The 12,370-nt window shown below is 68.0% G+C and carries 13 protein-coding genes; 2 read left to right on the top strand and 11 right to left on the bottom strand.

Features of this window, described 5'->3' with window-relative positions:
- Positions 1 to 4 precede the first annotated feature (4 nt).
- Together manD and ACFOYW_RS01390 are read left to right on the top strand one after the other, a co-directional pair.
- Positions 5 to 1,255: a D-mannonate dehydratase ManD gene (manD, locus tag ACFOYW_RS01395; RefSeq protein WP_390226788.1), complete on the top strand. Its 1,251-nt coding sequence runs from the start codon at positions 5 to 7 to the stop codon at positions 1,253 to 1,255.
- A 105-nt stretch (positions 1,256 to 1,360) separates the two neighbouring features.
- A complete protein-coding gene (locus ACFOYW_RS01390; protein ID WP_390226787.1) occupies positions 1,361 to 1,651 on the top strand; it encodes a hypothetical protein in 291 nt (96 codons plus the stop codon).
- 88 nt (positions 1,652 to 1,739) lie between these two features.
- On the opposite strand, the gene ACFOYW_RS01385 is transcribed toward ACFOYW_RS01390, so the two are convergent.
- From ACFOYW_RS01385 to ACFOYW_RS01335, 11 genes are all read right to left on the bottom strand, one after another.
- Positions 1,740 to 2,012: an SHOCT domain-containing protein gene (locus ACFOYW_RS01385; protein WP_390226786.1), complete on the bottom strand. Its 273-nt coding sequence runs from the start codon at positions 2,010 to 2,012 to the stop codon at positions 1,740 to 1,742.
- A gap of 97 nt (positions 2,013 to 2,109) precedes the next feature.
- On the bottom strand, positions 2,110 to 2,760 hold the full coding sequence (locus ACFOYW_RS01380) for a response regulator (RefSeq protein ID WP_390226785.1): 651 nt from the start codon (positions 2,758 to 2,760) through the stop codon (positions 2,110 to 2,112).
- Positions 2,757 to 4,037, bottom strand: a complete 1,281-nt coding sequence (locus ACFOYW_RS01375) for a sensor histidine kinase (protein WP_390226784.1) — start codon at positions 4,035 to 4,037, stop codon at positions 2,757 to 2,759. Before ACFOYW_RS01375 ends, ACFOYW_RS01380 begins: the two co-directional genes overlap by 4 nt.
- Before the next feature lie 152 nt (positions 4,038 to 4,189).
- Positions 4,190 to 5,515, bottom strand: a complete 1,326-nt coding sequence (locus ACFOYW_RS01370) for an ABC transporter substrate-binding protein (protein ID WP_390226783.1) — start codon at positions 5,513 to 5,515, stop codon at positions 4,190 to 4,192.
- A gap of 88 nt (positions 5,516 to 5,603) precedes the next feature.
- Entirely contained in the window at positions 5,604 to 6,668 is a 1,065-nt protein-coding gene (locus ACFOYW_RS01365) for an alcohol dehydrogenase catalytic domain-containing protein (RefSeq protein WP_390226782.1), read from the bottom strand.
- A gap of 25 nt (positions 6,669 to 6,693) precedes the next feature.
- Entirely contained in the window at positions 6,694 to 7,578 is an 885-nt protein-coding gene (locus ACFOYW_RS01360; RefSeq protein ID WP_390226781.1) for a sugar phosphate isomerase/epimerase family protein, read from the bottom strand.
- Positions 7,575 to 8,660, bottom strand: a complete 1,086-nt coding sequence (locus ACFOYW_RS01355) for a Gfo/Idh/MocA family protein (protein WP_390226780.1) — start codon at positions 8,658 to 8,660, stop codon at positions 7,575 to 7,577. Before ACFOYW_RS01355 ends, ACFOYW_RS01360 begins: the two co-directional genes overlap by 4 nt.
- A gap of 52 nt (positions 8,661 to 8,712) precedes the next feature.
- On the bottom strand, positions 8,713 to 9,522 hold the full coding sequence (locus ACFOYW_RS01350) for an HpcH/HpaI aldolase family protein (protein ID WP_390226779.1): 810 nt from the start codon (positions 9,520 to 9,522) through the stop codon (positions 8,713 to 8,715).
- Positions 9,494 to 10,501, bottom strand: a complete 1,008-nt coding sequence (locus ACFOYW_RS01345; protein WP_390226778.1) for an NAD(P)-dependent oxidoreductase — start codon at positions 10,499 to 10,501, stop codon at positions 9,494 to 9,496. Before ACFOYW_RS01345 ends, ACFOYW_RS01350 begins: the two co-directional genes overlap by 29 nt.
- Positions 10,498 to 11,469, bottom strand: a complete 972-nt coding sequence (locus tag ACFOYW_RS01340; protein WP_390226777.1) for a transketolase family protein — start codon at positions 11,467 to 11,469, stop codon at positions 10,498 to 10,500. The genes ACFOYW_RS01345 and ACFOYW_RS01340 overlap by 4 nt, the downstream gene beginning before the upstream one ends.
- A complete protein-coding gene (locus ACFOYW_RS01335) occupies positions 11,466 to 12,329 on the bottom strand; it encodes a transketolase (protein ID WP_390226776.1) in 864 nt (287 codons plus the stop codon). Before ACFOYW_RS01335 ends, ACFOYW_RS01340 begins: the two co-directional genes overlap by 4 nt.
- Positions 12,330 to 12,370 lie beyond the last annotated feature (41 nt).

The raw sequence follows: 12,370 nt of genomic DNA, 5'->3' as shown, positions 1-12,370 counted from the left end.
GTCCGTGTTCATTGAAAAAGCAGAGGTGCTCATATCGAGCCCGGGCCGCAACTTCGTCACCTTGCGCATCACGACCGACGACGGTGTGACGGGCCTCGGCGACGCGACGCTCAACGGCCGCGAGCTGGCTGTGGCGGCGTATCTGCGTGAGCATGTCGTCCCGCTGCTCATCGGGCGCGACGCTCACCGCATCGAGGACACCTGGCAGTACCTCTACAAGGGTGCGTACTGGCGGCGCGGACCGGTGACGATGGCGTCGATCGCCGCCGTCGACACTGCGCTGTGGGACATCAAGGCGAAGGCCGCGGGCCTGCCCCTCTACCAACTGCTCGGCGGCCGGTCGCGCGACGGCCTGCTCGTCTACGGCCACGCCTCAGGCGCGGAGCTGCCCGAGCTGTTCGACTCCATCAACGAGCACCTCGAGGAGGGATACCGGGCGATCCGCGTGCAGACGGGCATTCCGGGCCTGCCGTCGGTGTACGGGGTCGCGTCGTCCGCCAACGCGCGGACCGGATCGGATGCCGGCACTGACGCTCGTTACGACTACGAGCCCGCGCGACGCAACGCCGTTCCGGTCGAGGAGTCGTGGGACACGCGCGCGTACCTGCGTCACATCCCCGGCGTCTTCGAAGCGGTGCGGAACGAGTTCGGCCCCGAGCTGCCGCTGCTTCACGACGGCCATCACCGCATGACGCCGATGCAGGCGGCGAAGCTGGGGAAGTCGCTCGAGCCGTACGACCTGTTCTGGCTCGAGGACGTGACGCCGGCCGAGAATCAGGAGGCGCTGCGACTCGTGCGCCAGCACACCACGACGCCGCTTGCGATCGGCGAGGTGTTCAACACGATCTGGGACTACAAGACGCTCATCGAAGAGCAGCTGATCGACTACGTGCGCAGCCCTGTCACGCATGCGGGCGGCATCACGGGCCTGCGGCGCATCTTCGATTACGCGAGCATCTACCAGATCAAATCGGGCGCGCACGGGCCGACGGATGTCTCGCCCGTCGGTCTTTCCGCCGCGATCCACCTGGGGCTCGCGATCCCGAACTTCGGCATCCAGGAGTACATGCGGCACGCGCCGGCGACCCACGAGGTGTTCCGCACGACGTTCACCTTCGCGAACGGCATGCTCGACGCGGCGGATGCGCCGGGCCTCGGTGTCGAGTACGACGACGAAGCCGCGGCCGCACACCCGTACGAGGCCGCTTATCTGCCCGTCAACCGCCTTCTCGATGGGTCGATGCACGACTGGTGACCTCGAGGGGCAGCTTATGAACAGGGCATAAATGCTCTGGTGCTCGGACTTTGGCCGCATGACACCCTGGAGGGCACAGGGACGATCGCAGAAGAGGTGCGGGCAATGAACGAAGCGCAGGTGTGGGCGGCCATCGGGCTCATGGCATCGATGCTGCTCAGCGTGATGACAGTGATCTCGAGGTCGTTCACCCGCACCATGCGAGCCGAGTTCAAGGCGTTCCGATTCGAGATGGCGTCAGAGTTCACTGCGGTGCGGTCCGAGATGGCGTCAGAGTTCACGGCGGTGCGATCCGAGATGGCGTCCGAGTTCAAGGCGGTCCGGGCCGACATCGGCGCGATCGATCGCGACGTTCAGGTGCTCTACCGGCGCGCGCTCGGCGGCGAGACCGAGTAGCCGGCAGCGCAACGCCGCGCCGCGCCGCGCCACAGCACTCACCGGGGTGAGGCCGTGGCAGGCGACGACGACGTCGGTGCGTCTCGGGTTAGAGCCGGGGGCCGGGGCCGAACGACGGGCGGTTGGCGCGCAGCACCTCCAGGCGTGCACGGTATTCCTGTTCGTCGATGTCGCCGTTGGCGTAGCGCTGCGCGAGGGTCTGCTCGGCCGAGCTCGTGGCGCCGTTCTCACGCCACTGGCCCCACATGGCGCGTCGGCGACGGCCGAAGACGATCGCGAGCACGACGATCACGGCGATCCAGAAGAACGGAACGATGACGAACAAGGGGAAGAAGGGGAAGAAGCCGAATCCGTTGTGCATGATGGTGTCCTTTCGCTGACCTGTTCAGCGTCGCGAATCGGATGCCTGCCCGAATCTGCCCCCGGGAGGAAACTCGTCTACTCCCGCCGGATGATCGTCACGGCACGAGCCCCGTTTCGTAGGCGATGACGACGAGCTGCACGCGGTCGCGCGCGTCGAGCTTCGTCATGATCCGCGACACGTGCGTCTTGGCCGTCAGCGGGCTGAGGTACAGCTCAGTCCCGATCTCCTGGTTGCTGAGCCCGCGCCCGACGAGGCGCAGCACCTCACGCTCTCGCGCGGTCAGCGCTGCCAGCCGCGAGGCGTCCGGAGGCGCGGCGGCGGCGCTGGCGAACCGCGTGAGCAGCCGCTTGGTGACGCCGGGGGACAGGAGCGCCTCGCCAGCGACGGCGACGCGGATGGCGCGCAGCAGATCGACGGGCTCGGTGTCCTTCACGAGGAATCCGCTCGCTCCCGCGCGCAGCGCACGCGCGACGTACTCGTCGAGTTCGAAGGTCGTGACGATCACGACGTGAACGGAGGCGAGGGCCGGGTCGGCCGCGATCTGCTCGGTTGCCCAGAGGCCGTCGCCATCAGGCATCCGGATGTCCATCAGCACCACGTCAGGCCGCAACTTCCGCACCACCTCGAGCACCTCGCGGCCGGTCCCTGCCTCGCCGACCACCTCGAGATCGGGCTCGGAGTCGACCAGGCTGCGGAACCCGGCGCGAATCAGAGACTGGTCGTCGGCGACCACGACGCGGATCACGATGCACCGCGCAGCGGAAGGTCGGCGGCGACCTCGAAGCCGCCCGCAGCGCGCGGGCCGGCCGAGAACGTGCCCCCGAGAAGCTCTGCGCGCTCGCGCATGCCCAGCAGGCCGCGGCCGCCGCTCGAGGCCGTTGTGGTCGCCGGGTCTGGCGCCACTGCCCCCGCCCCCGCGAATCCCGCCGACGCCGGCGGCGACTGCACGCCGCGGCCGTCGTCGACGATGCTGACGATCATGCGCCCGGTACTTTCGGTGACGGCGACCGCAACGTGCGCCGCCTGCGCATGCCGGCTGACGTTCGTGAGCGCCTCCTGGACGATGCGGTACACCGCCAGCTGCACGGCGGCCGGCAGACGGGACGCATCCACCACCTCGACGCGCAGCGTCGTCTCGATGCCCTGCAGAAGCAGACCGGCCACCAGGTCCTCGAGTCCCGCGAGGGTCGGCTCGGGCGCCAGGGGCGCATCGCCCCGCAGCATGCCCAGTACCTGTCGCACATCACCGAGTGCCTGCTTGCTCGTGTCCTTGATGCTCGCGAGCGCGGCTTCGGCCTGGTCAGGGCGGCTGTCGAACAGATGCAGACCGACGGATGCCTGCACGTTGATCTGGCTCAGCGAATGTGCGAGCACGTCGTGCAGCTCCCGCGCGATACGCACCCGTTCGGCCTGGGCCTCGCTCGCGCGGCGGGCCTCAGCGTCATGGATCGCTCGCATGCGCGCCTCGCGTCTGCCGCGCCCGAACTCGGGGCCGAGCAGCGATCCGACGCTGAGCAGGGTGAGCGGCACGAGCCAGCCCAGCTCGAACACCGAGCCGGAGAACAGGTAGGAGAGTGCGAACCCCAGCCAGTAGGCGGCGACGCACGCCCAGGCCCAGGCGCGCCTGCGTTGGAAGACAGCCGCGCCGCCCGCGAAGAGGACCGAGATGTAGAACGGCGAGCCTGTGCCGCGCACCGCGCACAGCACGGTGCCGCTGAGGGCTGCCGCGGTGATGATCGTGAGAACCGGCGCCGGGTGTCGGCGCATGCCGACGAGCAGCACCGGTCCGACGAGGGCGAGCAGGCCGAGCAGCACGGCGACCGCGGGGCCCAAGTCGGCTTGAGTCGACGGTGATGCCGCTCCCGGCGCGACCGCGACATCGCAGCAGGGGCGCCCGAAGCCGCCGATCGGCCCCAGCTGGGTGTGTCCGCGCAGCACCGCGCCGGTCGTGGCCACCTGCACCAGCAGCGAGACGACGGCCGGGACCCATACGCGCAGCGCTGAGCCTCGGGAGTCCGGCATGACGCCAGCGTAGGAGGGCGCCGGGCTACGGGGCATCCGCCTGCGGTCCTCGTGTCGTACTCCCGCGGGAGTAGTGGCCGCCCCTGCGGCGGGCGGCCACGCGGGAGTACGAATCGAGGTGCCGCTGCGGATGACCCGGCTCGTGCTTCAGTTCAGTGCTTGAGCGCCTTGATGGAGCTCTCGATGTCGCTCTGAAGCTTCGTGAGCACCGCCTTCACTGTGGTGTTTCCGCCATAGAGCGATTGGGCGAACGTGTTCATGATCGGCGTGCCGTCGACGGTGATCACCTCATAGAAGAGCGAATCCGACCCGGGAGCGGCCATCGTCTTCGAGATCGGCTGCCATTCCTCGATCGCCTTCACGGCGTTGGCGTCCTGACGGAAGGCCGCAGTGTTCGTGATCGACTTGAGCGGCGGCAGACCGATGCCGGTGTGCTCGGTCCAGAGCGGCGCCATGTGCTTGTAGTAGTAGGTCATGAACGCCTCCGACGACTTCTGGCTCGGCGTGTGCGTGTACATCATGATGTTGTTCGGGAAGTACACGGCGCCCTTCTTGCCGGAGGGACCAGTCAGGGGGCTGCCGACGACGAGTTCTTTGCCCACGGTGCCGCCCGCGTTGTTCGCGAGGCCCGCCGTGTCGAAGCCCAACCCGTACTTGCGCGCCTGCCATTGAGACAGCACGTTCGCACTCGTGCTGCTGGGAGTGTGCGGGTCCACGTAGCCGGCCTTGACGCAGTCGAGGACGAACTGCATCGCCTCGGTATTCGCGTCGGTGAGGACGTCGGGCTCGTGCGCCGCGTTGAACAGGCCGCCGCCGTTGTTGATCATGAAGCTGAGGAGCACCTGGTAGCCGACGCCGCTGCCCGACGCGGCGCCGAGGCCGAAGCCGTACACCCCGATCTTCTTCAGTGCGGCGCAGGCCGCCTTGTAGCTGTCCCAATCAGTGGGAGGCGTCGTGCCGGCCTTATCGAGCAGTGTGGTGTTGTACCACATGACCCGCATATCCAGGTTGTACGGTACCGCCGCGTACCCTTTATCGACCTTCATGGTATCGACCAACCCGGGTAGAAAGTCGTCGTAGAGACCATTCTTCTTCCACGAGTCGAGAAGGTTGTCCGCGTACGCGATCTTTCCTTCGGCGGCGAACTGGAACGCCATGGTGCCGCCGCCCGAACTCACCGCCGGACCGGTGTTGGAGGCGAGGGCAGTCGGGAACGCGGTGGTCCAGTCAGCCCATTGGATGACCTGATACTGGGCCGAGTCGAGTCCGCTGGCCGGCTTGTAGTCGAGCGTGATCTTCTTGTCGAGAGTGTTGAACTGGGGGTTGCCCCATGGCATGTTCCAGAACTTGAGCGCACGTGTGGCGCCGGTCGACCCTGCGCCATTGCGGGTGCAACCGGCCAGTAGTCCGACACCGGCTGCGCCGGCCAAGCCGATGAATGTCCGGCGGGTGAACGCGGACGAAGACGTAGTAGACATAAGTATACCTCCCGGCCCGCACCTATACGGGCCTTGCTCGCCATTGAACAAGTGGATCGAATACCGAGAATGCTGGCGGTACGGTGCGTTACCTTCTTTCGTACAGTTCGTCGCCGAGCTCGTCGGTGAGGGTGATGACTGCTTTGATCGTGTCGGGCCCCGAGCCGAAGGCATCCTCGAAGCGCTCGAGGGGAACAACGTCGGTGATGAGTCCGCGCAGCCACTCGCCGGGCGCCTGCTCGAGTTCGCGCTGCGCCGTGTCGAAATGCGAGCGGCTCGAGCTGGTGACGCCGACGACGGCACGGTTGCCGCGCATGAGGGATTCGCTGAGGGTTGCGGCCGTGAGCGCGGCCGCCCGGGTGTCAGGCGCGTGCTCGTGCGCGATGTAGCACGTGGCAGCGCCTGGCGCCATGAAGTCGAGAACCGACGAGGTGAATGCGCCGCTGCATTCGACGACGGCGTCGAAGCGGCCTTCGAGCTCGTCGGACCCTCGGTGGTACGTCGCCCCGAGCGCGCGACTCTGCGACACCTTGGGGCCGTGCGAGACGCGGTCCACGATGTGCACGTCGTAGCCGCGGTTGCGGCCGAGCAGTGCCGCGAGCAAGCCGATCGGGCCCGCCCCGAGGATCAGGGCCCGCCCGCCGGGCCTGCGCACGAGCGGGTCCAGCCGCTCCCACGCCTTGGCCACGATGCTGGCCGGCTCGATGAGGATCCCGAGCAGTCCGAGGCTTCCTACCGGGATGGCGAAGTTCTCGTCGAGAAGGTACTGCTCGGCGCCGTAACCGTGTCCGGCGCGGATGCCGCGCTCGATGAAGCGGCCGTTCTCGCACAGGTCGAGGTCGCCGGCGGCGCACGCGGCACAGGGGACCGGGTCGGGGCGGCGCACGACCGGGACGACGAGGTCGCCGATCGAGTACCTCGACCCGGGCGGAGCGTGCCGGACGCGGCCGAGGCTCTCATGTCCGAGGACGAGCCGGTTCCCTCCATCGGGGAACCGGTCCGTCCCGGCGGTCATGAGGCTGCGGTCGGTCCCGCAGACTCCCAGCAGCAATCCGTCGACGACCAGATCGGTGCCAGACGGGCGTGGCTCGGGCAGCTCGATCACTCCGGGGTGAACCGCCTCGCCGTCCGTCGTGATCGCCAGCGCTCGCATGCCCAGTCCCTTCTCCGCGATCGCCTCAGATGCCCAGGCTGCGCAGGTTCTCGCGGCTGACCTTGGCGCTCTCCGCCGCACTCGACAGCTGCGTGACATCCGTCTCGACGATCAACCAGCCGTCGAAGTCGTGCTCGGACAGCACTCCGAACAGGCCGGCGAAGTCGACCGACCCGCTGCCCACCTCCGTCCAGATGCCGTTCTCCTCGAACGTGGCGTAGTCCCAGCCTTCCGCGGCCCCCTTGGCGCGCACCTCGGCGTTGACGTCCTTCAGGTGCATGGTCTTGATGCGGTCGCCGTGCCGCCGGGCGAAGTCGACGACGTCTCCGCCGGCCCACGCGAAGTGACCGGTGTCCACGCCGAGGAAGAGCACCTCGGGACTGATGGCGTCAAGCAGCCGCTGAAGCTCGTCTTCCCGCTCGATGAAGGTGCCGCCGTGGTTGTGGTAGCAGGCGCGGACCCCGAATTCTAGCGTTGCCTCACCGACAGCCTGCAAGGTGCGGATCAGTTCTTCGTACTGCTCGTCGGTGAGCGAGTCATCGGGCTGGCTGTGCGCGACGACCTCGCGACGGGTGCTTCCCGTGCGGGTCTTGTCGTCGAATCCGCCGGCGGCGACGTAGATCTCCGTCAGTCCGAGCTCCTGCGAGCGCTGGGCGTTCCTCCTGGCCTGCTCGATCTGCGCGGTGCGCTGCGACGGGTCCCAGAAGTCGCCCCACATATAGCCCGGCGCGGGCGCCAGGTTGTGCCGCTGCCACGCGCTGCGGATCTCGTCGGCGGACCGGCCGGCATCCATCCACGGGGCGCCCACGTATCCCGCGCTCGCGATCTCGCCCAGCACCTCCTCTTCGGGTTGCGTGTCCTCGGGCGAGTGCCGCCAGGTGATCTGTCCGCAGCCGAGCTGTACCTTCATGCGTTGCTCCGTTCCGATTCGATGTAGCTGTTCCGGTCGTCGGCGCTGAGGGGTGCCGGCGAGTCAAAGGTGGTCGTGAGTGCGACGCGTTCGCCGCTTTCGCTGGAGCGGATCACGGCGGACACCACGTCGACGACGTGGCAGGCGAGCTGGCCGCTTGCGCGCGGCGGTGTCCCCGCGGCGAGCGCCGCAGCGAGGTCGCTGACGCCGAGACCGCGCAGGTTGAAGGCATGGTCCGATGACTGCCGGCTGTCGGGCAGCTCGGCCCAGGTGCCTTCCGGCTGCTCGTGGGTGCGCACGAATGCCGGATCCCCGAAGTTGTTGGGGTTCGCGAAGCGCAGTACGCCCGAGCTGCCGTAGACGTCGAGCACGGGGATCTCGTGCTCGTGCTCCGATCGCCAGTTCATCGTGAGCGTTGCCGAGAGTCCCGACGCGAAGTCGAGAACGCTGGAGAACCCCAGGGCGACGTGCTTGTCGCCCGGTTCGGCCGGGTCGAGCGCGACGCTCCCGCTGACGGTGGCGATCGGCCCGAACAGTGTGGCAAGAGCGCTGACGTAGTACGGCGCCATGTCGAACAGGGCGTTGTAGTTCTCGAAGTACACGGTGCGCGGATGCCTGAACCGCAGCATCACGGCGGCCGCGGTCAGCGGCGTGCCTACGATGCCGTTGTCGAGCGCTGCGCGTGCGGCCTGGAAGCTCGTGCCGAGAAGCGTGTCCGGTGCGCCGGCTACGACGAGCCCCCTCGACTCAGCGAGGTCGAGCAGTTCCTGCCCTTCGGCGACGGAGGTCGCGAGCGATTTCTCCGAGTAGACGTGCTTGCCTGCTTCGAGCGCACTGCGCGTGACAGACGCGTGGAACCTGATCGGCGTGAGGTTGAGAACGATGTCGATCTCGTCGCTGGCGAGCAACTGCTCGGGAGTCCAGGCCTCGACACCGTATTCGTCGGCGAGCCTGCGCGCGGCATCCGCGTCGATGTCGGCGACGGCGGTGACCGTCAGCGTCGGACTGTTCAGCAGGTTGGGGAGGTACTGGTGGCTCACTGCGCCGGTGCCGATGACGCCGACTCGGGCGGGGAGGTTCATTTGGTGGTCCGTTCTATGAGGTCGTTGCATGCAGGTGCTGGAGCGCGGCGGATCACGCGTACCCGGCAGTCGTCGTCTGTTCGGGAACCCGCGCGACTCCGCCGCGCAGCGGGTGCGAGTCCGCGGCTGTGAGCGCCTCGGTCGCGGCGGCCCGCAGCAGTGCGGCGTCGGAGGCGAGCGTGCACATGCGGTAGCCGAGGTCCCACCACCGGCCGATCGTGTTGATCCCGTCGCAGTGGATCCCGGCGACGATGCCGTGACGCTGGCACGCCTCGAGGATCTTCTCGATCAGCGCGAGGTGCTCGTCGTTCACGACGTTGAGGGTGGGCTCGATGCCGTGCGCCAGCGCGAGGTCCATCGGGCCGACATAGACGGCGTCGACGCCCGGCACGCTGAGGATCTCTTCAAGGTTCTCGACACCCTCGCGGGTCTCGATCATCACGATCGCGGCCGTCTCGGCGTTCGCGGTCTCGGCGCTGTAGCCCGGGAAGTCGAGGGAGGCCCGGATCGGACCCCAGCTGCGCGTGCCGAGCGGCGGGTACTTGACGGCGCCGACCGCGGCCCGGGCATCGTCCGCCGTGCTGATCATCGGCACGATCACGCCGTGTGCGCCTGCGTCGAGCGCCTTCATGATGTTGTCGGGCGAATTCCACGGCACCCGCACGAGCGCCGGGGTGCGGGTGATGTTCAGCGCCTCGAGCATGCCCGTCATCTGCTCGTAGCCGATCAGACCGTGCTGCGTGTCGATGCAGACCCAGTCGAAGCCGAACCGTCCCATCAGCTCCGCGCTGAAGGCGCTCGGGATCGAGCACCAGCCGCCGATCGTCGGCCGGTCAGTTTGCCAAAGTTCGCGTAGCGTCACTGCTTCGCCCTTCTGTTCTCGTGTTCAGTTGCGTGCGGTTGACCACATGCTCGGGCGGCTGCCCGGCGAGTACGCGCTGGATGTTGTCGGTGACCACGTCGATGAGCCGCAGGCGCGATTCGATGCTGTCGCCGGCGATATGCGGTGTGACGAAGACGTTGTCGAGGGAACGCAGCGGCGAGCCGGCCGGGAGCGGTTCCGTTTCGAACACGTCGAGCGCAGCGCCGCCGAGGTGTCCGCTGCGGAGCGCCTCGATGAGGGCGGCTTCGTCGACGAGCGGGCCGCGACTCGCGTTCACGATGAGCGAGCCGGGCCGCAGCTGGGCAAGCCGCTCGGCGTTCACGAGATGCCAAGTGCCGGCGGCCAGTGGTGCGTGGACGGTGACGACGTCGGAGCGGCTGAACAACTCATCGAGTGAGACGGATGCAGCACCGGGCAGCGCCGCGGAGACGACGGGGTCGTAATACAGCACCGTCGACCCGAATCCGTTCAGTCGCCGCGCGACGGCACGCCCGATGTTGCCGGCACCGACGATTCCGACGGTGACTGCGGACAGCTCGTGCGCACGCTCGAACTGGCGCGACCACTCACCCGCGTGCATGCTGCGGTCGCGCGCCGAGCCGTTGCGCAGCAGGTTGAGGATCGCCATCAGCACCCAGTCCGCGACGGAGTCCGAGTTGTACCCGCCCGCATTGGCGACCGGGATTCCGAACTCGGCCGCGGCGTCCGCGTCGATCGAATCGAAGCCGACGGCCGGCTGCTGGATGAGGCGGCATGGGCCGACGAGCGCCAGCTCGTCTCGGCCGAGGCGATGCTTTGCCCGGATATCACCGATGATCACGTCCGCCCCGACGATGGCCGCGCGGACCGCGCTCGGGTCGGGTGGGTCCGGGACGAGGCGCACCTCCACGTCGACGGTGCCGGCGAATCTCTTCACCTGCTCCTCCGAATAGGGGCTCAGGCTCGTGATGACGGTCATTTGCTGCCTTTCGCGCGAGTGATGTATTCGTGGACGTGTTCTGCAATCCGGTCACCGGTGAGACCGAAGTGGGCGAGCAGTTCGTCGGGCTCGCCGCTCTCCCCGTAGCGGTCGTCGATGCCGATGCGCAGTACTCGAGTGGGCAGCTCCGCGGCGAGCACTTCGGTCACTGCGCCGCCGAATCCGCCTGCTCTCTGGCCTTCTTCTGCGGTGACGACGAGCCGCGTGCGGGCGGCGCTCTCGAGGAGCGCGGCGTCGTCGAGCGGTTTGATCGTGGGGAAGTGCACGAGGTCGGCGGCGATGCCAAGCTCGGCGAGTCGGTCGGCGGCGACGAGCAGCTGGTACGTGAGCGTGCCCGTGCCGGCGAGAGTCACGTCGCTGCCGTCGCGCAGGCGGCGCGCCTGGCCGATGACGAAGGGGGCCGCGTCGAGGAAGAGCGGTGTGGCCGCGCGCGCCAGGCGCAGGTACACGGGGCGCGGATCCCGTGCGACGGCCAAGGTCGCCTGCTCGGCTTCCGTGGCGTCGCCCGGCGCCACGACCACCATGTTCGGCATCACCCGCATGAGCGCGATGTCCTCGAGCATCTGATGGGTCGCTCCGTCGGGTCCGACATTGATGCCTGCGTGCGCGCCGACGATCTTCACCGGCATGTCGTTGAGCGCAGCCGTGGTCTTGATCTGCTCCCAGTTCCGACCCGGGCTGAACGCCGCGTAGCTCGCCGCGAAGGGGATCTTTCCCGCATGCGCCATGCCGCTCGCGACGGTGACGAGGTTCTGCTCCGCGACGCCGACCTCGATGAACCGGGCGGGAAAGGCATCCGCGAAGCCCGTCATCATCGTGCTCTCGGTGAGGTCCGCGCACAGCGCGACCACTCGGTGATCCGCGTGCCCGGCGGCGACCAGTCCGCGTCCGAACCCGGCGCGGAGGGGCTGTCGATCGGTGATGGGTGGCTGCTCCGTGAGGGTCACGACGACAGCCCTCGCTCGAGCTCATCGATCGAATCGAGGGCCGCCTGCGCCTCATCGGGGGCCGGCGGCTTGCCGTGCCACGTGTAGTCGTACTCCATGAACGAGACGCCCTTGCCCGGAACGGTGTGCGCGAGGATGACGCTCGGCTGCTGGCTCACCGCCTGCGCATGCCGGATCGCCCCGGTCAGAGCGGAGATGTCGTGCCCGTCCACCTCCTGCACGTGCCAGCCGAATGCCCGCCACTTCGCCGCGAGATCGTCGAGCGGCATGACGTCTTCGGTCGAGCCGTCGATTTGGATGTAGTTGCGGTCGACGATTCCGATGAGACGACCGAGCCGGTACTTGGCGGCGAACATCGCCGCCTCCCAGATGTTGCCCTCGTTCAACTCGCCGTCGCCCATGCAGACGTAGACGAATCGGCGGCGATCGCGGTCGATGATCTGGCTGGCGTACGCGAATCCGGCCGCTTGGGAGAGGCCACTGCCGAGCGGACCGCTCGTGCTCTCCAGGCCCGGAAGCAGCCGCCGCTCCGGGTGTCCCTGGAGTCGTGAGCCGAGTCTGCGCAACGTGCCGAGCTCGGCGAGTGGGAAGTAGCCGCTGTGCGCCATCGTCGCGTACAGCACGGGAGCGGTGTGCCCGTTGCTGAGGTAGAACACGTCCCGCTCGTTCCAGTCAGGGCGGGCGGGATCGTGTCGCATGATCCGGAAGAACAGGACGGTGAGGATCTCGGCCATGCCCAATGGCCCGGCGCTGTGTCCGCTGCCGGCGCGCGCCAGCATCTCGACGACGGAACGCCGGATCTGGTTCGCCGTCGTCTGAAGCTCTCGATCGGTAGCCGCCGTTGGCTCCGCCTCTGCCATGTCAACCTGGTTTCATATATTGCAAGTGACTTGCACCAGGT

The organism is Gryllotalpicola reticulitermitis, from assembly GCF_042651345.1.
Lineage (GTDB): Bacteria > Actinomycetota > Actinomycetes > Actinomycetales > Microbacteriaceae > Gryllotalpicola > Gryllotalpicola reticulitermitis.
This window is presented reverse-complemented; position numbering and strand designations above follow the sequence as displayed.